This is a genomic window from Paracoccaceae bacterium (genome assembly GCA_019454225.1).
GTDB lineage: Bacteria > Pseudomonadota > Alphaproteobacteria > Rhodobacterales > Rhodobacteraceae.
On sequence record CP075370.1, the window covers coordinates 2,300,739 to 2,321,487 of the forward strand.

General features: G+C 70.7%; 17 protein-coding genes. 13 read left to right on the forward strand and 4 right to left on the reverse strand.

Annotated features, from left to right (window positions below; genetic code table 11):
* Positions 1 to 29: 29 nt before the first annotated feature.
* The 3 genes from KF887_10905 to KF887_10915 form a co-directional block, all read right to left on the reverse strand.
* Entirely contained in the window at positions 30 to 1,694 is a 1,665-nt protein-coding gene (locus KF887_10905; protein QYK43528.1) for a magnesium chelatase subunit D, read from the reverse strand.
* 106 nt (positions 1,695 to 1,800) lie between these two features.
* Positions 1,801 to 2,853, reverse strand: a complete 1,053-nt coding sequence (gene bchI, locus KF887_10910; GenBank protein ID QYK39975.1) for a magnesium chelatase ATPase subunit I — start codon at positions 2,851 to 2,853, stop codon at positions 1,801 to 1,803.
* The gene (locus KF887_10915; GenBank protein ID QYK39976.1) at positions 2,850 to 3,587 is read right to left on the reverse strand and encodes a spheroidene monooxygenase; all 738 of its coding nucleotides are present in this window, start codon (positions 3,585 to 3,587) and stop codon (positions 2,850 to 2,852) included. The genes bchI and KF887_10915 overlap by 4 nt, the downstream gene beginning before the upstream one ends.
* A 181-nt stretch (positions 3,588 to 3,768) precedes the next feature.
* Here KF887_10915 and KF887_10920 point away from each other — a divergent pair, with 181 nt between their 5' ends.
* Positions 3,769 to 5,352, forward strand: coding sequence for a phytoene desaturase (locus KF887_10920; GenBank protein QYK39977.1), 1,584 nt, complete (start codon positions 3,769 to 3,771; stop codon positions 5,350 to 5,352).
* 11 nt (positions 5,353 to 5,363) lie between these two features.
* The gene (locus tag KF887_10925) at positions 5,364 to 6,404 is read left to right on the forward strand and encodes a phytoene/squalene synthase family protein (GenBank protein QYK43529.1); all 1,041 of its coding nucleotides are present in this window, start codon (positions 5,364 to 5,366) and stop codon (positions 6,402 to 6,404) included.
* A gap of 5 nt (positions 6,405 to 6,409) precedes the next feature.
* Here the strand turns inward: KF887_10925 and KF887_10930 are convergent, their stop codons facing one another.
* Complete coding sequence (locus tag KF887_10930) at positions 6,410 to 7,027, reverse strand: TetR family transcriptional regulator C-terminal domain-containing protein (protein ID QYK39978.1); 618 nt, start codon at positions 7,025 to 7,027, stop codon at positions 6,410 to 6,412.
* Between the two features lie 122 nt (positions 7,028 to 7,149).
* On the opposite strand from KF887_10930, the gene KF887_10935 reads away from it, so the two are divergent.
* From KF887_10935 to KF887_10985, 11 genes are all read left to right on the forward strand, one after another.
* Positions 7,150 to 8,478 (forward strand): aspartate aminotransferase family protein, encoded by a 1,329-nt coding sequence (locus tag KF887_10935; protein QYK39979.1) that lies wholly within the window; start codon positions 7,150 to 7,152, stop codon positions 8,476 to 8,478.
* Between the two features lie 138 nt (positions 8,479 to 8,616).
* Positions 8,617 to 10,383 carry a tetratricopeptide repeat protein gene (locus KF887_10940; protein ID QYK39980.1) on the forward strand — a complete coding sequence of 589 codons (1,767 nt, stop codon included), beginning with the start codon at positions 8,617 to 8,619 and terminating at the stop codon, positions 10,381 to 10,383.
* Between the two features lie 239 nt (positions 10,384 to 10,622).
* On the forward strand, positions 10,623 to 11,927 hold the full coding sequence (locus tag KF887_10945) for a D-amino acid dehydrogenase (GenBank protein ID QYK39981.1): 1,305 nt from the start codon (positions 10,623 to 10,625) through the stop codon (positions 11,925 to 11,927).
* Positions 11,928 to 12,105: 178 nt separating this feature from the next.
* The gene (locus tag KF887_10950) at positions 12,106 to 13,356 is read left to right on the forward strand and encodes a Zn-dependent hydrolase (protein QYK39982.1); all 1,251 of its coding nucleotides are present in this window, start codon (positions 12,106 to 12,108) and stop codon (positions 13,354 to 13,356) included.
* A gap of 71 nt (positions 13,357 to 13,427) precedes the next feature.
* The gene (hydA, locus tag KF887_10955; GenBank protein ID QYK39983.1) at positions 13,428 to 14,882 is read left to right on the forward strand and encodes a dihydropyrimidinase; all 1,455 of its coding nucleotides are present in this window, start codon (positions 13,428 to 13,430) and stop codon (positions 14,880 to 14,882) included.
* 36 nt (positions 14,883 to 14,918) lie between these two features.
* Positions 14,919 to 15,578 (forward strand): SDR family oxidoreductase, encoded by a 660-nt coding sequence (locus KF887_10960; protein QYK43530.1) that lies wholly within the window; start codon positions 14,919 to 14,921, stop codon positions 15,576 to 15,578.
* Complete coding sequence (locus KF887_10965) at positions 15,578 to 16,375, forward strand: ABC transporter ATP-binding protein (protein ID QYK39984.1); 798 nt, start codon at positions 15,578 to 15,580, stop codon at positions 16,373 to 16,375. The genes KF887_10960 and KF887_10965 overlap by 1 nt, the downstream gene beginning before the upstream one ends.
* A gap of 96 nt (positions 16,376 to 16,471) precedes the next feature.
* Positions 16,472 to 17,356 (forward strand): ABC transporter permease, encoded by an 885-nt coding sequence (locus KF887_10970; protein QYK39985.1) that lies wholly within the window; start codon positions 16,472 to 16,474, stop codon positions 17,354 to 17,356.
* Positions 17,353 to 18,195 (forward strand): ABC transporter permease, encoded by an 843-nt coding sequence (locus KF887_10975; protein QYK39986.1) that lies wholly within the window; start codon positions 17,353 to 17,355, stop codon positions 18,193 to 18,195. Before KF887_10970 ends, KF887_10975 begins: the two co-directional genes overlap by 4 nt.
* A gap of 16 nt (positions 18,196 to 18,211) precedes the next feature.
* A complete protein-coding gene (locus KF887_10980) occupies positions 18,212 to 19,207 on the forward strand; it encodes an ABC transporter substrate-binding protein (GenBank protein ID QYK39987.1) in 996 nt (331 codons plus the stop codon).
* Positions 19,208 to 19,380: 173 nt separating this feature from the next.
* On the forward strand, positions 19,381 to 20,700 hold the full coding sequence (locus tag KF887_10985) for a helix-turn-helix domain-containing protein (protein ID QYK39988.1): 1,320 nt from the start codon (positions 19,381 to 19,383) through the stop codon (positions 20,698 to 20,700).
* Positions 20,701 to 20,749 lie beyond the last annotated feature (49 nt).

The following is a 20,749-nucleotide window of genomic DNA, read 5'->3' on the forward strand; positions in this document are numbered from 1 at the left end:
GCCCGCGGCGGGGGCGGCCCGCGCCACCGCTAGGTTCCCAGCGCGGCCGCCAGCGCCCGGCCCATCACGCGCGCATCGGCGCGCGGCAGGGGCAGGTAGGTGGCCGCCATTGCCAGGGCCAGCGCGCGCAAGTCGGGCTGCGGCCGGTTGGCCGTGTCGATGACCAGCGCGGGCAGGCCGAGGGCCGCGATGCCGCGTGCGGTTGCGGTGGCCTCGGACATGGCAAGGGCGCGGTCGCCCTTGCCCGCGCGCGACACGTTGGCGCGCCCGTCGGTCAGCAGCGCGATCGTTGGCGTCATCCCCCGTCCGCGCGACTGCCGGGCAAGGTCCATGGCCGCCGAAAGCCCGGCGGCCAGCGGGGTGCCGCCGCCGCCCGGCAGGGCGGCCAGCCTGCGCTTGGTCTGCACCAGCGAGCGCGTCGGCGGCAGCAGAACCTCGGCCCCGGTGCCGCGAAAGGCGACCAGCGCCACATGGTCGCGTCGGGCATAGGCCTGCGACAGCAGCACCTCGACCGCGCCTTTCGCCTCGGCCAGCCGCGCCAGCGCCGCCGAGCCGGAAGCGTCCACCGCAAAGATCAGCAGGCGGTCGGATGCCTCGTGGAACCGGCGCAGGCGGAAATCCTCGCGCCGGATCAGGACGCCGGGGCGGTCGGGTGTCAGGCGGCGGCGCAGCGGCTGCCAGGGGGCGGCGGCGCGCAGCGTTGCCACGGGGTCGATGCGGGCGGCGCCATCGGGCATGCCCGGGCGCGGCGGCAGGGGGCGGCCCCGGCGATTGCCCCGGTGCCGGTCGCCGCTGCCGCTGGCGCCCTTGGCGCCCCGCGCGGCACGGCCTGCGGCGAGGCGGGCCAGAACATCGGCCGGAAGCGCCGCGCGAACCGCGTCAAGCAGCAAATCCGCCGGAATGCCGGACGGCTCGGGCGGCGGGGTGCGGTTGTTCTCGTCCTCGTCACCGGATTCGGGTGGCGGGGGCGGCGGCTCGGCGGGTTCCGCCTCGGGCAGGACGGCGGCGCGATGCGCCAGGACCAGCCCGGCCGCCAATGCCAGATCGGTCTCTCGGATTTCGCCCGCATTGCGGAAGGCGGCCGAGGCGCGGGCGGCGGCCAGCGCAAGATGCGGTGCGCGCAGCGAGGCGATGCCCAGGTCCGCCGCCGCCCGGACCATGGCGGACAGCGGGTCCGACGGCAGGCCGATGTCGGGCAGGCGGGCACGGGCGGCGGCAAGGCGCGCGGGGTCGATGCGCATCTCGCGGCTTTCGCCCCAGCCGAGACCGTCGAGATCGATGAACAGGCCCAGCCGTTCGGTCAGGGCCGGGGGTGGCGCCTCATCGGGTTCCACGCCCTCGTCAAGCGCGATCACCGGCCCGCCGCCCGCGTCGATCCACTGGCCAAGCCGGGCCGCAAGCCCCGGGGGGCAACGCTCGGCCATGGCAAGGATCAGCGCGGGGTCGCCCGCCAGCAGCCCCTGCGACCGGACGGCCCGGCCCGCGGCCAGCGTGGCGGCAAGGTCGATCCCGCCGGTCAGCACCTCGTCCCCGGCGCCGGGGTGGAGCCGGGCCAGCGGGCGCGGCAGGGCGGCCAGGCCCGCCACCACCCGGTCGCGCAGCGGGCCAGCCCGGCCACGCAGCCACAGGCCGCCCAGCCCGACAGGATCGACGGCCAGCAGGGTCACCGCGGCCTCGATCCGGGCCCAGGGCAGGAAGGTGCCGCGCGTCACGTCGGTTGTCCGCGCGAGCCCGGCGCCGGGCTTTCGCCGGATCGCGGCGAGAGCGGCGCGGCAGCGGGGAGGCGGACGCGGCCCATCGTCACCGGTCCGGCGTTGCGGGCAGCGTTTCGTCCAGGATGCGCGCCACGCGGGCGCCGCTGCCCGCCTCGTCCAGCGGGTCGCGGCGCAGGCGGTGGCACAGCGCCATGGGTGCCACGGCGCGCAGATGCGCTCGGCCGATGCGATCGGCCCCCTCGAACGCGGCCAGCGCCCGGCCCGCGCGCAGCAGTGTCAACTCCCCGCGCAGCCCGTCCGACCCCAACGCGATGCACAGGGTCGCGCAATCCTCGAGCGCAGAATCGGGGGTCGCAACGGCAGGCAGGGCATCCCGCGCCGCCACGATGCGTCGGCGCAGCGCGCCCTCCTTGCCCTTCCAGGCCTTCAGGAAGGACTCGCGGTCGCGCTCATAGGCGTCGCGGCGGCGGATCACCTCGACCCGCGTCGCCACGTCGCGGGGGCTGCGCACCTCGACCGACAGGCCGAACCGGTCCAGCAACTGCGGGCGCAGCTCGCCCTCCTCGGGGTTTCCCGAGCCGACAAGCACGAAACGCGCCGGGTGGCGGATCGACAGGCCCTCGCGCTCGACCACGTTCTCGCCCGACTGCGCGACATCCAGCAGCAGGTCGACGATGTGATCCTCAAGCAGGTTCACCTCGTCGATATAGAGGTAGCCGCGGTTCGCCCGCGCCAGAAGCCCCGGCTCGAACGCCTTTTCCCCGCGCGTCAGGGCGCGCTCGATGTCCAGCGCGCCGACCACCCGGTCCTCGGTCACGCCGAGCGGCAGGTCGATGACCGGCGTGGGGCGCGTGACGATGCGTCGCGTCGCCGTGGTGGCCCAGTCGGGCACCTGCGCGGGATCGGCGGAGTTGACCGGACAGCCCTCGACCGCGCGGATCGGCGGCAGCAGCGCCGCAAGCGCGCGGACCGCGGTGGACTTGCCGGTGCCCCGGTCGCCGAACACCAGGACGCCGCCGATGGCGGGGTCGATGGCGGTCAGCACCATGGCACGTTTCATGTCCTCCTGCCCGACGATGGCGGTGAAGGGGAAGGGGGCCGGGGCGGTGCGGGCGACGATCGCGGTCTGGCTGGTCATGCGGCAAGGTCCGGTTGGGGAAGGGCGGGCAGGGGCAGGCGGGCCAGCGGATCGCCGCCGCCCCAGGTGCCCGCCGTGCCGAGGATGCGGAAACGGGCATAGAGTTCTTCACGGAACCAGCCACCCTCGCGCACGGCGCGGATCGCGCGGCCATGCGGGCCATCGCCGCGCGCGAAGGCGGCCATGGCGGCGGTATCCGGCCAGATCGAGAAGGTCACCTGATGCAGCCAGGGCACCTCGCCGATGCCGATCTTGAACATCACGTTCGGGTCGGCGCCGATGGCTGCGGAAATGTCGGGCACGCGGTCCCAGAACCGCAGCATGCGGGACGGGCGCAGCGTGGCGCGGGTCAGCGCGGCCAGCGGGCCGGGCGGATCCTCGGTGGCGGGGACGGCATCGAAGGGCGAGACGCCGGCCCAGGCGCCGCGCGCCGTGCGCGGCGTCAGATAGATCGTCCAGGCCTCGGCCGCGCGGTCGTGCCAGCGGGCATAGACCGGCGCGCCGGTCACCCGGGCCTGCGCGGTGGCAAGGTCGGGCCAGACCGCGAGGATTGCCCAGACGGCGGTGTTGGGGCGGGGGGTGAACCCCTCGCCAGTGCCCGAACCGCAGAGCTTCCAGAAGGTCGCGTCGCGCATCCGCGCGAAATCGAGCCGCGCCGCGCCCATCTGACCCAGCACCCACAGCCGGTCGCCGAGGCGACCGAAGCGGAACAGGCTGAGCGTGACGGTCTGCATTGCAAGGGCCCCTCTGGCCTGCCCGGCGGAACGAAGGACCGCGTTCCCACCTGTCAGGCCAGATTGACAGTAATTCCCGTTCAAGGAAAGTCCAGTCAGGGAAAAAACGATATGAATACTGCACGGCGATCTGCGCCAACGCCGAACTTGTAAATCTGACTGGACACTTTATCATTTCCCCATGCTGAACGATACGCCGCAGGATCCCACCGATTCCCCGCAGCCCCGCGCCGCTGTCATCGGGGCCGGGATGGGAGGGCTGGCCGCAGCCATGCGGCTGACCGCAAAGGGCTATGCCGTCACCGTGGTGGACCGGCTGGACCGCGTGGGCGGGCGCGGATCGTCGATCACCCGGGGCGGGCACCGCTTTGACCTTGGCCCGACCATCGTGACCGTGCCGCAGGGCCTGCGCGATCTCTGGGCCGCCGTGGGGCGGGACTTCGACGCCGATGTCGACCTGCGCCCGATGAACCCGTTCTACCGCATCCTGTGGCCGGACGGGTCGCATTTCACCGCCCGGCAGGACACGGCCGCGATGCGGGCCGAGGTGTCGCGCCTGTCGCCCGGCGATCTGGCCGGGTATGACCGGTTCCTCAGGGACAGCGAGGCGCGATACTGGTTCGGCTACGAGGATCTGGGGCGGCGGCCCATGCATGCCTTCCGCGACCTTCTGAAGGCGCTGCCCCGCTTCGGCTGGCACCGCGCGGACCGGTCGGTCTATGACCACGCCGCGCGGCGCGTGACCGACGAGCGCCTGCGCTTTGCCCTGTCGTTCCATCCGCTGTTCATCGGCGGTGACCCGTTCAACGTCACCTCGATGTATATCCTTGTGAACCATCTGGAAAAGGCGTTCGGCGTCCACTACGCCATGGGTGGCGTGCAGGCGATTGCCGCCGCCATGGCCCATGCCGTCACCGACCAGGGCGGCCGGGTGATCCTGGACGCCGAGGTTGACGAGGTGCTGGTGGCGGGGGGCCGGGCGCGCGGGCTGCGGCTGGTCGACGGCCGGGTGATCCCGGCGGATGTCGTGGTGTCGAATGCCGACGCGGGCCACACCTATGACCGGCTCTTGCGCAACCGGCCCCGGCGCCGCTGGACGTCCGCCCGGCTGGCGCGGTCGCGGTGGTCGATGGGGCTGTTCGTGTGGTATTTCGGAACGCAGGGCACGCGTGGCCTGTGGCCCGGGGCCGGGCATCACACGATCCTGGTCGGGCCGCGCTATCGCGAGCATATCCGCGACATCTTCATCCGCGGGCGCCTGGCGCCGGACATGTCGCTGTACCTGCACCGGCCTACCGTCACCGACCCTTCCGCCGCACCCGAGGGCGACGACACGTTCTATGCCCTGTCGCCCGTGCCGCACCTGGGCCATGACAACGGGGTGGACTGGGCGGCCGAGGCCGAACCCTACCGCCAGCGCGTGCAGGCGATGCTGGAGGAACGGGTGCTGCCCGGGCTGGGTGGCCGTGTCACCGAGAGCCTGGTCTTCACGCCCGAGACGTTCCGCGACCGCTATCTGTCGCCGCTGGGTTCGGGATTTTCGATCGAGCCGCGCATCCTGCAGTCGGCGTGGTTCCGTCCGCACAACGTGTCCGAGGAACTGCCGGGCCTGTATCTGGTGGGGGCAGGCACGCATCCGGGGGCAGGGCTGCCGGGGGTCGTCGCCTCGGCCGAGGTGCTGGCGCAGATCGTGCCCGATGCCGCCCCGCGCGCCCGTCGGGCACCGCGCGGCGGCGTGCCGGGCGCACGGATGGCCGCCGAGTGAGGGCGGTGGCGATCCCCGCGGCCGATCTGGCGGCCTGTCGCGCGGCAATCCGCACCGGGTCGCTGTCGTTCCATGCCGCCTCGCGCCTGCTGCCGCCATCGGTGCGCGACCCGGCCCTGGCGCTGTATGCCTTCTGCCGGCTGGCCGACGACGCGGTGGACGAGGGCGCCGAAGCCGAGGGCGCAGACAAGACCCGTGCCGTCCTGGCGCTGCGCGACCGGCTGGACCTGGTCTATGCCGGGCGCCCCCGCAATGCACCCGCCGACCGCGCCTTCGCCGCCGTGGTGGACGGGTTCGCGATGCCCCGCGCGCTGCCGGACGCGCTGCTCGAGGGGCTGGCCTGGGATGCGGTGGGGCGGCGCTATGACACGCTGTCGGGGGTTCTGGACTATTCCGCGCGCGTCGCGGCGGCGGTGGGCGCGATGATGTGCGTCCTGATGCGTGCCCGCGCGCCCGACACGCTGGCGCGGGCCTGCGACCTGGGGCTGGCCATGCAGCTGACGAACATCGCCCGGGACGTCGGCGAGGATGCGCGGGCGGGGCGCCTGTATCTGCCGCGCGACTGGCTGGCGGCGGCCGGCATGTCCGAGGCCGCCTTTCTGCGCCGGCCCGAGCCCACGCCGGCGGTGCGCGCCATGGTGGCGCGGCTGCTGGCCGAGGCGGACAGGCTGTACATCCGCGCCGGGGCCGGGGTGGCGGCGCTGCCGCTGTCCTGCCGCCCGGGAATCGAGGCGGCACGGCGCATCTATGGCGCGATCGGAACCGAAGTCGCGCGTGCCGGGCATGACAGCATCACCCGCCGCGCCCGCACGGGGCGGGGCACCAAGCTGCGGCTGGTCGGGGCCTCGGTCCTGTCGGCGGCGGCGGTCGCGGTGATGCCGCGCGCGGCCGTCCTGCATGCGGCGCCGGAACCCGAGGTGGCGTTCCTGGTGCGGGCCGCCGCGTTGCCCGCGGCCCGGGCCAGCCGGTCGGAGACGCTGCTGTCGGTGCTGGCGCAGCTTGAGGCGCGCGACCGGGCACGGCGCGGGTCGGGCGATCGCGCCGCCGTCTGACGCTGTCAGGGCCGGGGTTCGAGCACCCGGTGCAGCAGCGTGTTCAGGAAATCGCCCGCCTCGGCAAAGGGATCGTGCCCGGGGCCCAGGACCGCGCGCACCTGCACGTCGAAATCCGCATAGTGCTGGGTCAGCGCCCAGATCGAGAAGATCAGGTGATGCGGCGCCACGCGGGCCAGCCGCCCCTCGTCCATCCAGCGCGACAGCAGCGCGGCCTTGTCATCGACCAGCGTTTTCAGATCGCCCTCGATCGCGGCGCGCATGCGGGGCGCGCCCTGCAGGATCTCGTTGGCGAACAGGCGGCTTTCGCGCGGATAGTCCCGCGCGAGATCGAGCTTGCGGCGCGCATAGGCCAGCACCTCGTCCACCGGGTCGCCCGACGGGTTCATCGCGCGCAGCGGGTCGAGCCAGGTATCCAGAAGCTCGGTCAGCAAGGCCTGGTGGATCGCTTCCTTCGAGGGGAAGTAGTACAGCAGGTTCGGCTTGGACAGGCCCGCCACCTCGGCGATCTGGTCCAGCGTGGCGCCGCGGAACCCGAGCGCCGAGAACACCTCGAGTGCCGCATCGAGGATCGTTTCCCGGTTCTTCTGCTGGATGCGTGTGCGCGGGCGGGGTAGGGGCATGTCGGCAGCCTTTGGGGATTCGGGCCCGGCCTTGACGGCACGGGGCGGGATGCTAACGTGGCCTTGACCGTCCGGTCAAACGCTTCGCCGGGCGCCCCCCATTTACCCGACAGGACCCTGCCATGGCGCTCGACCGCAAGCCCACGCCCAACGACCTGAATGCCTTCTGGATGCCGTTCACCGCGAACCGGCAGTTCAAGAAGGCGCCGCGCATGTTCGTGGGCGCCAGGGACATGCACTACACCACCAGCGACGGCCGTCAGGTGCTGGACGGCACGGCGGGCCTGTGGTGCTGCAACGCCGGGCATTGCCGCCCCAAGATCACCGAGGCGATCCAGCGGCAGGCGGCCGAGCTGGATTACGCGCCGGCCTTCCAGATGGGGCATCCGGTGGCCTTTGAACTGGCGAACCGGATCATCGACATTGCGCCCAAGGGCATCGAGCATGTGTTCTACACGAACTCCGGCTCGGAAAGTGTTGAAACCGCACTGAAACTGGCGATTGCCTATCACCGCGCCCGGGGCGAGGGCGCCCGCACCCGGCTGATCGGGCGCGAACGCGGCTATCACGGGGTGAACTTCGGCGGCATCTCGGTGGGCGGGATCGTCAACAACCGCAAGGTGTTCGGCACGCTGCTGGGCGGCGTCGACCACCTGCCGCATACCCATGTGCCCGACCAGAACCGCTGGACGCGCGGCCAGCCCGAGCACGGCGCGCATCTGGCCGACGATCTGGAGCGGATCGTGGCGCTGCACGGGGCCGAGACCATCGCTGCCGTGATCGTCGAACCCGTGGCCGGGTCGACGGGCGTGATCCTTCCGCCCAGGGGATACCTGGAAAAGCTGCGCGCGATCACGCGGAAGCACGGCATCCTGCTGATCTTCGACGAGGTGATCACCGGGTTCGGCCGCCTGGGTGCGCCGTTTGCCGCGCAGTATTTCGATGTGCTGCCCGACATGATGACCACTGCCAAGGGCCTGACCAACGGGGTGATCCCGATGGGCGCGGTGCTGACCACGGCCGCGGTGCATGATGCCTTCATGCAGGGCCCCGAGCACATGATCGAACTGTTCCACGGCTACACCTATTCGGGCAACCCGATCGCCAGCGCGGCCGGGATCGCGACCCTGGAGGTCTATCGCGAGGAGGGCCTGTTCGAGCGTGCTGCCGCCATCGCCCCCTATTGGGAAGAGGCGCTGCACAGCCTGCGCGGCCTGCCGCATGTCATCGACATCCGCAACATGGGGCTGATCGGTGCGGTGGAACTCGACCCCATCGCGGGCGAGCCCACCAAGCGTGCCTTCAGCGCCTTCCTCGATGCCTATGACCGCAACATCCTGATCCGCACGACCGGCGACATCATCGCCATGTCGCCCCCGCTGATGATCGAGACGCATCACATCGACACGCTGATCGGCACGCTGGCCGATGTGCTGAAACGGCTGCACTGAGGCGGGGCCGTTCGGCACAACGGCGCGCAACGGTTGTGCAGGGCGGCGTGGTGCATTGAACCTTGCGCCCGGAATGACGACATGGGGCGCAAGGCACTCCGCACCGACCGGGGCGGCCGGGCGGAAGGATGGATACGGATGACCGAGGCGCGCGTGCAGCGACGGCTGGCGGTGGTTCTGGCGGCGGATGTCGCGGGCTATTCGCGGATGATGGGGACCGACGAGGCGGGCACGCTGTCGGCATTGCGCGACGTCTGGGCCAAGGTGTTCAACCCGGCCGTGGCAGCGCGCGAGGGGCGTGTCGTCAAGACGATGGGCGACGGCGCCCTGGTCGAGTTCGGCAGCGCGGTCGATGCCGTCGAGGGGGCGGTGGCGGTGCAGCGTGCGATGACCGCCTTCAACGCCGCGCGTGACGGCCAGACGCCGATCCTGTTCCGCATCGGCATCAACCTGGGCGACATCGTGATCGAGGGCAGCGACATCTTCGGCGACGGCGTGAACGTGGCCGCCAGGCTGGAGCCGCTGGCGCCCAAGGGCGGGCTTCTTGTGTCGGACGCGGTGCATGCGCAGGTGCGCGGCAAGGTGCCGCTGGATTTCTCCGACGCGGGGGAGCTTGTGCTGAAGAACATCGCGGCGCCGGTGCGCGCCTGGGCATGGGGCGGGCTGGCCGGCGCCTCTGGCGTGGCCGCCGCCGAACCCGAGATTCCGTCGATCGCGGTGCTGCCCTTCACCAACATGTCGGGCGATCCCGAGCAGGAGTATTTCTCGGACGGGATGGCCGAGGACATCATCACCGACCTGTCGAAGGTCGGCGGGCTGATCGTCGTCGCGCGGAATTCGTCCTTCGTCTACAAGGGCCGGACCGTCGACATCCGCGAGGTCGGGCGCGACCTTGGCGTGACGTCGGTGCTGGAAGGCTCGATCCGCAAGGCCGGCAACCGCGTGCGGATCACCGCGCAGCTGATCGACGCGCGCACCGGCCATCACCTGTGGGCCGATCGCTATGACCGGGACATGACCGACATCTTCGCCGTGCAGGACGAGGTGACGATGGAGATCGTGGGCGCCCTGAAGGTGCGGCTGCGCCCGGTCGAGCGCGCCCTTCTGGCCGACCGGGGCACCACCAACATGGCGGCGCATGACCTGCTGCTGCGGGCGCGCGAGCACTGGGAAAAGATGCTGCACCAGCCGAGCGGCGGGCGCGACATGTTCCTCAAGGTTCTGGGGATGATGCACGAGGTGATCGACCTCGATCCGAACTACGCGCGGGCCTATGCGTTTCTCAGCATCCTGCACACGGTCGACCTGACCAACCGGCTGACCGACGCGCCCGACCCGCTGGGCGATGCGGCCCGCTATGCCGCGCTGGCCCTGGCGAAGAACCCCGAGGAGCCGCTGGCGCACAACGCCATGGCCATCGTGGCACTGCACCGCAAGGACCTGGATGGCGCCCAGGCGGCGGCCGAGCGCACGATCCGGCTGAACCCGAACTTTGCCAATGGCTATGGCACCCTGGGGCACATCCTGGTGTATCGCGGCAACCCGTTGTCGGCGGTGCCGCATCTGGAACGGGCGATCCGGCTTGATCCGGTGTTCGCGCAGCAGTTCCTGCATTTCATGGGGCTGGCCTATCTGGTGGGCGGGCAGTACCGCACCGCCGCCGACACGTTCCGCGAACGCATCCGGGTCGCGCCGCAGACCGACCTGTCGCGCGCCATGCTGGCCTCGGCCCTGGGCCATCTGGGCGAGGTGGCCGCCGCGCGGCGGACCTGGGCGGAACTGGCCGACCTGAACCCGGAGTATTCGCTTGACGCCCATCTCGCCCGCCTGCCGCTGTCCCCGGCGGACGAGGCGCGCATCCGCGACGGGCTGGCCGCCGCGGGCCTGCCCGGCGCAGGCGTCTGATCGCGCGGGCATGCCGCAGGGGCGCCCGGCCGCAGAAACCCGCGCGGCATGACCTTTCCGAAGCGGATTCGTCGCGTGATTCGCCGATGCCGGGCGCGATGTTGCGCAAAAGAATGATAGTGCCGACGAATCTTCGATGAACCTCCACCGCACCGCAAGGAAACGCGAAGATATTCGCCGCTGATGCTGGCATCTCCTGCCGCAGCGGGCAGCGGTCCGCCGGGGTGCAGGAGGCGGACATGCGGATCATCGTTCTGGGTGCGGGCGTCATCGGGGTCACATCGGCCTTCGAACTGGCGCGGCAGGGCCATGAGGTGACGGTGATCGACCGCCAGTCCGGCCCGGCGATGGAAACCTCCTTCGCCAATGCAGGCGAGGTCAGCCCCGGCTACTCGGCCCCCTGGGCCGCCCCGGGCATCCCGATGAAGGCGCTGAAGTGGATGTTCCAGGCCCATGCGCCGCTGGTCCTCCAGCCCAGGCTGGACATGCAGCGCGTCGAATGGATGGCGCGGATGCTGTCGAACTGCACGACCCCGGCCTACAAGCGCAACAAGTCGCGCATGGTGCGGCTTGCCGAATATTCGCGCGACTGCCTGATCGGCCTGCGCGCGGAAACCGGCGTGCGGTATGACGAGCGCACGCAAGGCACCCTGCAACTGTTCCGCACCGAAAAGCAGGTCGCGGCGGCGGAAAAGGACATCGCCGTCCTGCGGGCCGACGGGGTTCCCTTCGAGGTGCTGGACCGCGCCGCCTGCGTGACCGCCGAGCCGGGGCTTGCGGGTTCGGCCCATCTGATCGCGGGCGGGCTGCGCCTGCCGGGGGACGAGACCGGCGATTGCTTCAAGTTCACCACCGCCCTCGCCGACAAGGCCCGGGACCTGGGCGTGACCTTCCGCTGGGGGGTGGGGATCGCGCATCTGGTGGAGCGCGCCGGTCGCATCACCGGCGTGATGACCACGGACGGATTCCTGACGGCGGATGGCTTCGTGCTGGCGCTCGGGTCGCATTCGCCGGCATTGGCGGCGCCCTTGGGGATGCGCCTGCCGGTCTATCCGGTGAAGGGCTACTCGATCACCGCCGACATCATCGACGAGGGCCGCGCGCCGGTCTCGACGGTCATGGACGAGACCTACAAGGTCGCCATCACGCGACTGGGCAGCCGCATTCGCGTGGGCGGTCTGGCCGAGATCGCCGGGTTTGACCTGTCGCTGAACCCGCGCCGCCGGGCCACGCTGGAGAAATCGGTGGGCGAACTTTTCACCGGCGGCGGCGACCTGAAGGGTGCCTCCTTCTGGTGCGGGCTGCGCCCGATGACGCCCGACGGAACGCCGATCGTCGGGGCCTCGACGATGCCGAACCTCTGGCTGAACACCGGGCATGGCACGCTGGGGTGGACCATGGCGGCCGGTTCCGCCCGGGTGCTGGCCGACGTGGTGTCGGGGCGGCGGCCCGAGATCGAGCATGCCGACCTTGGCTATGCGCGCTATCTTCCGGCGGCGCGCCGCAGGGCCGCGACGGGCGGCCTGCGCCCGGCTGCCGCCTGATCCGTTTTCAGGCACCTGCCTGCCGATGCGGCATCCCGCCCCCGAAAGGGGCGGGATTTTTCTTGACCGGCCTTGCGGGGCATGGTGCGCTCCTTTTTACCAATCGGTCAGGATCGGAATCGGTCCCGTGGCCACGAACGGGGCGACCACAGCCCCGGCGGACAGGGAGAGCAAGCGGATGCCAGCACCCGGCGAGAACCTGCGCATAAACGGCGCGCGGCTGTGGGACAGCCTGATGGAGATGGCGCAGATCGGCCCCGGCATCGCGGGCGGCAACAACCGCCAGACCCTGACCGATGCCGACAGCGAGGGGCGGCACCTGTTCGCGGGCTGGTGTGCGGATGCAGGCATGACCATGGGGGTGGACACCATGGGCACGATGTTCGCAACGCGCGCGGGCACCGACCCCGAGGCGCTGCCCGTCTATATGGGCAGCCATCTGGATACCCAGCCCACGGGCGGAAAATATGATGGAGTTCTGGGGGTTCTGGGCGCGCTCGAGGTGGTGCGGACGATGAACGACATGGGGGTCAGAACCCGCCGCCCGATCGTCGTGACCAACTGGACCAACGAGGAGGGCACCCGCTTTGCCCCCGCCATGCTGGCCTCTGGCGTCTTTGCGGGCATGCACACGCAGGACTACGCCTATGGCCGCGTCGATGCCGAGGGGAAGACGTTCGGCGATGAGCTGAAGCGGATCGGCTGGGTCGGGGATGAGACGGTCGGCGCCCGCCGGATGCACGCCATGCTGGAACTGCACATCGAGCAGGGGCCGATTCTGGAGGCCGAGGGCAAGGACATCGGCGTGGTGACCCACGGGCAGGGGCTCTGGTGGCTGCAGGTCACGCTGACCGGCCGCGATGCCCACACCGGCTCGACCCCGATGCACATGCGGGTGAATGCGGGCCTCGGGATGGCACGGATCACCGAACGGGTGCATCAGATCGCCATGAGCCACCAGCCGAACGCGGTGGGTGCGGTGGGCCAGTGCAACGTCTACCCCAACTCGCGCAACGTGATCCCGGGCCGCGTGGTGTTCACGGTCGATATCCGCAGCCCCGAGCAGGCGAAGCTCGATGCGATGAAGGCCGAGGTGATGCGGGCGGCGCATGCGGTGGCGAGGGAGCTGGGGCTGGGCTGCGAGATCGAGGACGTGGGCCACTTCGACCCCGTCACCTTCGACCCCGGCCTGGTGAAGATCGTCCGGCAATCTGCTGAAAATCTGGGGTATTCCCACATGGACATCGTCAGCGGCGCGGGCCACGACGCCTGCTGGATCAACCGCGTGGCGCCGACGGTGATGATCATGTGCCCCTGCGTGGATGGCCTCAGCCACAACGAGGCCGAGGAGATCAGCCCGGACTGGGCGGCGGCGGGGACGGATGTGCTGCTGCATGCGGTGCTTGAGGTGGCGGAGGTGGTATCCTGAGGCGGCCGCCCGGGGGTTTCACCCCCGGACCCCCAGGGTATTTGGGCAAAGAAGAGAACGGGGAGCGGGCCATGGGTTCGGTTGCGATCAGGGGCGGGACGGTGGTGACGGCGGATCTGTCCTATGCGGCGGATGTGCTGGTCGAGGGCGGGCGGATCGCGGCCATCGGGGAAAACCTGAAGGGAGATCAGGTGCTTGACGCCACCGGCTGCTATGTGATGCCCGGCGGGATCGACCCGCATACGCATCTGGAGATGCCCTTCATGGGCACCTATTCGGCCGATGATTTCGAGAGCGGCACGCGCGCCGCGCTGTCGGGCGGGACCACGATGGTGGTGGATTTCGTGCTGCCCGGGCAGGGGCAGGCGCCGATGGACGCCATGCAGATGTGGCACAACAAGGCGGGGCGGGCGAACTGCGACTACAGCTACCACATGGCGGTGACCTGGTGGGGCGAGAAGGTGTGGGAGGGGATGGCGGACGCGGTGAAGGCGGGCGTCACCAGCTTCAAGCACTTCATGGCCTACAAGGGCGCCCTGATGGTGAACGACGACGAGATGTTCCAGTCGTTCCAGCGGGTTGGAGACCTTGGCGGTCTGGCCATGGTGCATGCCGAGAACGGCGACGTGGTGGCGGAACTGACCGCGCGGCTGCTGGCCGAGGGGAACCGGGGGCCGGAGGCGCATGCCTACAGCCGCCCGCCGCAGGTGGAGGGCGAGGCCACCAACCGGGCCATCATGTTGGCGGATATGGCGGGCGTGCCACTATATGTTGTGCATACCTCCTGCGAGGAGGCGCATGAGGCGATCCGCCGGGCGCGTGCCCAGGGCAAGCGCGTCTGGGGCGAACCCCTGATCCAGCATCTGGTGCTGGACGAGGGCGAGTATTTCCACCCCGACTGGGACCATGCCGCGCGGCGGGTGATGAGCCCGCCGTTCCGGTCGAAGGCGCATCAGGCGAGCCTGTGGGCCGGGCTGCAGTCGGGGTCGCTGTCGGTGGTGGCGACGGATCATTGTGCGTTCACGACGGCGCAGAAGCGGTTCGGGATGGGTGATTTCTCGAAGATCCCCAACGGGACGGGGGGGCTGGAGGACAGGATGCCGGTGCTCTGGACCCATGGCGTTAACACCGGAAGGTTGACGCCGAATGAATTTGTTGCGGTCACGAGCACGAACATCGCGAAAATCCTGAACCTGTATCCGAGGAAGGGTGCGGTTCTGGTGGGGGCGGATGCCGATCTGGTGGTCTGGGACCCCGAGAAGGCAAAGACGATCACCGCAGGGGCGCAGCAATCCGCCATTGATTACAACGTGTTCGAGGGGGTTGCGGTGAAGGGCCTGCCGCGGTTCACCCTGACCCGGGGCAAGGTTGCGGTGCAGGACGGCGCGGTGCGGACCGAAGAGGGGCACGGGCAGTTCGTCGGCCGTGCCGCGCGGCCCGCCGTGAACCGCGCGCTGAGCCAGTGGAAGGCGCTGACCGCGCCGCGCCCCGTGGAACGGACGGGCGTGCCCGCCACGGGGGTCTGAGTGAAGGTTGCGCTGATCACCGCGGGCGGCAGCGGCATGGGGGCCGCCTGTGCGCGCCGGTTGAAGGATGACGGCTATGAGGTTGGAATCCTGTCGTCTTCCGGCAAGGGTGAGGCGCTTGCGGCGGCGTTGGGCGGGGTGGGTGTGACCGGTTCGAACCGGTCCGAGGCGGACCTGCGCCGCCTGGTCGATGCCGCGATGGACCGCTGGGGCAGGATCGACGCGCTGGTGAATTCGGCCGGCCACGGGCCGCGCGCACCGCTGCTGGATCTGTCCGATGCCGATTGGGCGACCGGGATGGAAGTGTATTTCCTGAACGTCGTCAGGCCCTTGCGCCTGGTCACCCCGATCATGCAGGCGCAGGGCGGCGGCGCGATCGTCAACATCTCGACCGCCTGGGTGGACGAACCCTCGGCGATGTTTCCGACATCGGCGGTGTTCCGGGCGGGGCTTGGTGCCTTTGCCAAGCTCTACGCCGACAGCCATGCGGGGCAGAACATCCGCATCAACAACGTGCTGCCGGGCTGGATCGACAGCCTGCCCGAGACGGCGGAGCGGCGCGCGGCCGTTCCGATGCAACGCTATGGAAAGGAAGAGGAAATCGCGGCAACGGTGGCGTTCCTGCTGTCTGCGGGTGCGGGATACATCACGGGGCAGAGCCTGCGCGTGGACGGCGGCCTGATGAGGTCGGTCTGATGCCGCGCGACGTGCCGGTGCATCCGGTGATCGAGGCGCGCGGGGTCGGGCTGACCTTTGCCACCGCCGACGGACCGGTGCATGCGTTGAAGGATGTCAACCTGCTGATCGGAAAGGGCGATTTCGTGTCGTTCATCGGCCCTTCGGGGTGCGGCAAGACGACCTTCCTGCGCTGTGTCGCGGCGCTGGAGACGCCGACCGAGGGGGTGCTGACGGTGAACGGCATGAGCCCGGAAGAAGCCCGGAAATCAAGGGCCTATGGCTATGTGTTCCAGGCGGCGGGGTTGTATCCGTGGCGGACCATCGCGGGCAACATCCGGCTGCCGCTGGAGATCATGGGCTATGACCGGGACGAACAGGAACGGCGTGTGAAGAACGCGCTGCAACTGGTTGAACTTGATGGATTTGGCGGGAAGTTTCCCTGGCAGCTGTCGGGCGGGATGCAGCAGCGTGCCAGCATCGCCCGGGCGCTGGCCTATGACGCGGACATCCTGCTGATGGACGAACCCTTTGGCGCGCTGGACGAGATTGTCCGCGACCGGCTGAACGAGGAGTTGCTGAAGCTCTGGGCACGGACGGGAAAAACCATTGGATTCGTTACACATTCCATCCCCGAGGCGGTCTTCCTGTCGACCCGCATCGTGGTGATGTCGCCGCGCCCGGGGCGCATCACCGACGTGATCGACAGCCCCCTGCCGCGCGACCGGCCGCTGGATATCCGCGACAGCCGCGCATTCATCGAGATCGCGCACCGGGTGCGCGAAGGGCTGCGGGCGGGGCATGGCGATGCGTTGTGACCGGCCGATGATGAACGGAGGGTTAACGGTCTGGCATCCGTCTGGCCCGCGTCTGGCCCGCGTCTGGCCGTCAGTCTGCCGCCACAGGGGTCTGGCATGAGCAAGGCGCTGCCCGTCCTGGCCGTTCTGGGGATCATCCTGGCGGTGTGGTATGCCGCGACGGTGTGGATGAACGCGCCGCAGGTGCGGCAGGCGGCGGCGCGGGCGGGCGTCGAGCTGACCACCGGGCAGGTGGTTGCCGCGACGATGTCCGAGGCGCGGCCGCTGCTGGCGGCGCCGCATCAGGTGGCGGCGGAGCTGTGGAAGGGTGTGACCGGCCAGCCGGTGACATCGAAGCGCAGCCTGGTCTATCACGGCTGGATCACGCTTCAGGCGACGCTGACGGGGTTCGGGCTGGGCATCGTCGTGGGGGTGGGCCTGGCGATCGCGATCGTCTGGTCGCGGGTTATGGAAGCCTCGGTCATGCCCTGGGCGGTGATCAGCCAGACCATCCCGATCGTGGCGCTGGCGCCGATGATCGTGGTGCTGTCGAATTCGCTGGGCCTGGGCGAGCGGCTGGGGGTGGAGAACCGGCTGGTGTCGAAGACGATCATCGCGGCCTACCTGTCGTTCTTTCCGGTGCTGGTCGGAATGGTCAAGGGGCTGCGCAGCCCGGATGCGATGCAGGTGGACCTGCTGAACACCTGGAACGCCAGCCCGGTGCAGGGCTTCGTCAAGCTGCGCCTGCCGGCGTCGATGCCCTATTTCTTTGCCTCGCTGAAGATCGCCATCGCGGCGGCGCTGGTGGGCGCGATCGTGGGCGAGCTGCCGACGGGCGCGGTCGAGGGCCTGGGCGCGCGGATGCTGGTGGCCAGCCAGTTCGGCCAGCCGTTGCTGATGTGGGCCTCGCTGTTCGCGGCCGCCATCGTGGCGGGTGTGCTGATCGTGGCGGTGGGCACGCTGCAGCGGCTGACCGACCGGCGCATGGGGGTCAGGCCATGAGCGCGCTGGTGCCGGCGGTGGCGTTCTGGCTGGCGGCCTGGGGGCTGAACATCTGGCTGGCGGCGCGGCTGCGGGGGTCGGCGCGGATCGCCGTTCCGGCGCTGTTCGGGCTGGCGGTCCTGGCGCTGTGGGAGGGCACGGTGCGGGCCTTCGCGGTGCCCGAGGTGATCCTGCCGGCGCCCACGGTGATCGCGGCCGCATTCGCCGGGAACCTGCCGATCCTGTGGTCGGATTTCGTGCAGACCATCGTCAAGGGGGCGATGACGGGCTATGCCATGGGCTGCGGCGCGGCCGTGGCGGTGGCGGTGCTGATCGACCGGTCGCCGTTCCTGACGCGGGGGCTGTTGCCGGTGGGCAATTTCGTGGCGGCCCTGCCCGTCGTGGGGGTGGCGCCGATCATGGTGATGTGGTTCGGTTTCGGATGGCAGTCGAAGGCAGCGGTGGTGTTCGCCATGGTGTTCTTTCCGGTCCTGGTGAATGCGGTGGCGGGCCTGGCCGCCGCCGAGCGGATGCAGCGCGACCTGATGCGCACCTATGGCGCGGGCTACTGGCCGACGCTGTGGAAGCTGCGGCTGCCCGCAGCCATGCCCTTTGTCTTCAACGGCCTGAAGATCGCCACCACCCTGGCGGTGATCGGGGCCATCGTTGCCGAATTTTTCGGCTCTCCCACCCGCGGCATGGGGTTCCGCATCTCGACCGCGGTCGGATCGCTGGCCTTGCCGATGGTCTGGGCACAGATATGCGTGGCGGCCCTTGCGGGCACCGCGTTCTACGGGCTCGTGGCCTGGGCCGAGGCCCGGGTCACGTTCTGGCACCCGTCGCAGCGAGGGCGGGGATGACAACATGGAGGTCGGGATGATCAAACGGACACTGACGGCAGCGCTGGTGATGGCCTTTGCGGCCACCGGCGCATTTGCACAGGACAAGGTGCGGCTGCAGCTCAAATGGGTGACGCAGGCGCAGTTCGCGGGCTATTACGTCGCCGAGGCGAAGGGCTTCTATGCCGAGGAGAACCTCGACGTGGACATCCTGCCGGGCGGGCCCGACATCGCGCCGGAGCAGGTGATCGCGGGCGGCGGCGCCGACGTGATCACCACCTGGATGCCGGCGGGCCTGGCGGCGCGGGAACGCGGCGTGCCGCTGGTCAACATCGCGCAGCCGTTCAAGAACGGCGGGCTGTCGTTCGTCTGCCGCAAGGACCTGGGCGTGACCTCGGTCGCCGAGTTCCCGGGCAAGACGCTGGGGGTCTGGTTCTTCGGCAACGAATACCCGTTCTATGCCTGGATGGCCAAGCTGGGCCTGGCCACCGACGGCAGCGCGGCCGGCGTCACGGTGCTGAAGCAGGCCTTCGACGTCGAGGCGCTGCTGAAGGGTGAGGCGCAGTGCATCAGCGTGATGACCTACAACGAATACGGTCAGGTGCTGGATGCGGGCTACAAGCCCGACGACCTGGCGTTCTTCAGCTATCGTGACCAGGGCGTCGTGGTGCTGGAGGACGGGCTTTACGTGATGGAGGACCGTCTGGCCGACCCGGCGTTCAAGGACCAGATGGTGCGCTTCGTGCGGGCCAGCATGAAGGGCTGGAAATATGCCGAGGCCAACCCGGCCGAGGCGGCGCAGATCGTCGTAGACGCGGACCAGACCGGCCTGCAGACGCTGGAGCACCAGACCTACATGATGGGCGAGGTCGCCAAGCTGACGGCGGGGTCGTCGGGCGCGCTCGACCCGGCGGATTTCGAGCAGACGGTGGCCTCGCTGCTGTCGGCGGTGTCGGCGGAGAACCCGGCGATCACCAAGGCGCCCGAGGGCATGGCCTATACGCTGGAGATCACCGACGCCGCGCTGAAGTGAGCCGGTGACAGGGGCAGGGGGCGCGCCGGGGAACCGGCGCGCCCCCTGTGATTCCGGACGGGCCGGGCGGTACGCGGTTTCGCGGCCGGCGGGGGGCCGGAATTTACAGCCTGTTGTAAACGCGCCCCGGCCGGGGCAGGCTGGCGCTGCGGGGGCGCGCGGCGGGGGTGGCCATGGCGGTAGCGGCACAGGCGGGGGCGCGGGTGCGCGCGGCGCGCGAGCGGCTGGGGCTGCGGCAGGCCGAACTGGCGCGGCGTGCCGGGATCTCGGCCGCCTATCTGAACCTGATCGAGCATGACCGGCGGCGGATCGGGGCCGATCTGCTGGCGCGGATCGGGGCGGTCCTGGGGGTGGAGCCCGAGAGCCTGGCCGAGGCCGGGGTGTCGGCCCGGGTCGAGGACATGCGGCTGGCGGCGGCGGCGATGCCGCAGGCGGGGGCCGAGGCCGACCGTGCCGAGGATCTGGCGGGGCGCTATCCGGGCTGGGCCGCGCTGGTGCAGGCGCAGGCGCGGCGGATCGGGCAGCTTGACCGGCTGGTCGAGGCGCTGGCCGACCGGATCGGGCAGGACACCCACCTGAGCCAGGCGCTGCACGAGGTGCTGAGCGCGGCGGCGAGCGTGCGGTCGACCGCCGCGATCCTGGCCGAGGGCGAGGACATCGCGCCGGAGTGGCGTCGCCGGTTCCACGCGAACCTGCACGAGGACAGCGAGCGGCTGGTGGCCGGGGCCGAGGCGCTGGTGGCCTATCTGGATGCGGGCGAGGCGGCGGCGGCGGGCGTGGCGGCGGCTCCGCTGGAGGAACTGGAGGACTGGCTGGCGGCGCGCGGCTGGCACCTGCCGGAACTGGAGCCGGGCGGACCGGGGCCCGCGGCGCTGGCCGACGGCATCGCGCGGATGGCCAGCGGGGCGGCGCGGCGGCTGGCGGCGGACTGGGTGAACGAGGCGGCGCGCGATGCGGCGCGGATGCCCGCGGCGGCCTATCGCGCGGCGCTGGCAGAGGCCGGGGGCGATCCGCTGCGCGCCGGGGCGCGGTTCGGTGCCGGTGGCGTGGCGGCGATGCGCCGGGTGGCCATGCTGCCGGGGGCGGCCGAGGGCCTGGTGATCTGCGATGCCTCGGGCGCGATCCTGATCCGCAAGGGGATGGCAGGTTTTCCGATGCCCCGGGGCGGCGGGGCCTGCCCGCTCTGGCCGCTTTATGCCGCGCTGGGGCGGCCGATGCAGCCGGTCGAGGCGCTGGGCGAGGTGCCGGGCCTGATCCCCCGCCGGTTCCGGCTGCGCGCCTATTGCGAGGCCTGGCATCCGGACGGGTTCGGCGGCGCGGAGTTGCGCCGGGCGGCGATGCTGATCTCGCCCGAGGGGGGCGAGGGCGGGGTGCTGCGGCTGGGCGGGGCCTGCCGCGTCTGCCCGCGCGACGGCTGCGCCGCGCGGCGCGAACCGTCGATCCTGTCGACGGCGGCGGCGGCCAGCGCGGCGGCGCGGGCCGGGCTGGGATGACGCGGGGCTTGGCAGGGGCAGGGGTTTCGGTCGATAGTCGGACCGGACG

What these genes read in the sequence shown, in the direction of transcription:
- bchI (QYK39975.1), bottom strand. Translation starts at nt 2,853, where the DNA reads ATGACCAGCCAGACCGCGATCGTCGCCCGCACCGCCCCGGCCCCCTTC.
- KF887_10915 (QYK39976.1), bottom strand. Translation starts at nt 3,587, where the DNA reads ATGCAGACCGTCACGCTCAGCCTGTTCCGCTTCGGTCGCCTCGGCGAC.
- KF887_10920 (QYK39977.1), top strand. Translation starts at nt 3,769, where the DNA reads ATGCTGAACGATACGCCGCAGGATCCCACCGATTCCCCGCAGCCCCGC.
- KF887_10930 (QYK39978.1), bottom strand. Translation starts at nt 7,027, where the DNA reads ATGCCCCTACCCCGCCCGCGCACACGCATCCAGCAGAAGAACCGGGAA.
- KF887_10935 (QYK39979.1), top strand. Translation starts at nt 7,150, where the DNA reads ATGGCGCTCGACCGCAAGCCCACGCCCAACGACCTGAATGCCTTCTGG.
- KF887_10940 (QYK39980.1), top strand. Translation starts at nt 8,617, where the DNA reads ATGACCGAGGCGCGCGTGCAGCGACGGCTGGCGGTGGTTCTGGCGGCG.
- KF887_10945 (QYK39981.1), top strand. Translation starts at nt 10,623, where the DNA reads ATGCGGATCATCGTTCTGGGTGCGGGCGTCATCGGGGTCACATCGGCC.
- KF887_10950 (QYK39982.1), top strand. Translation starts at nt 12,106, where the DNA reads ATGCCAGCACCCGGCGAGAACCTGCGCATAAACGGCGCGCGGCTGTGG.
- hydA (QYK39983.1), top strand. Translation starts at nt 13,428, where the DNA reads ATGGGTTCGGTTGCGATCAGGGGCGGGACGGTGGTGACGGCGGATCTG.
- KF887_10960 (QYK43530.1), top strand. Translation starts at nt 14,919, where the DNA reads ATGGGGGCCGCCTGTGCGCGCCGGTTGAAGGATGACGGCTATGAGGTT.
- KF887_10965 (QYK39984.1), top strand. Translation starts at nt 15,578, where the DNA reads ATGCCGCGCGACGTGCCGGTGCATCCGGTGATCGAGGCGCGCGGGGTC.
- KF887_10970 (QYK39985.1), top strand. Translation starts at nt 16,472, where the DNA reads ATGAGCAAGGCGCTGCCCGTCCTGGCCGTTCTGGGGATCATCCTGGCG.
- KF887_10975 (QYK39986.1), top strand. Translation starts at nt 17,353, where the DNA reads ATGAGCGCGCTGGTGCCGGCGGTGGCGTTCTGGCTGGCGGCCTGGGGG.
- KF887_10980 (QYK39987.1), top strand. Translation starts at nt 18,212, where the DNA reads ATGATCAAACGGACACTGACGGCAGCGCTGGTGATGGCCTTTGCGGCC.
- KF887_10985 (QYK39988.1), top strand. Translation starts at nt 19,381, where the DNA reads ATGGCGGTAGCGGCACAGGCGGGGGCGCGGGTGCGCGCGGCGCGCGAG.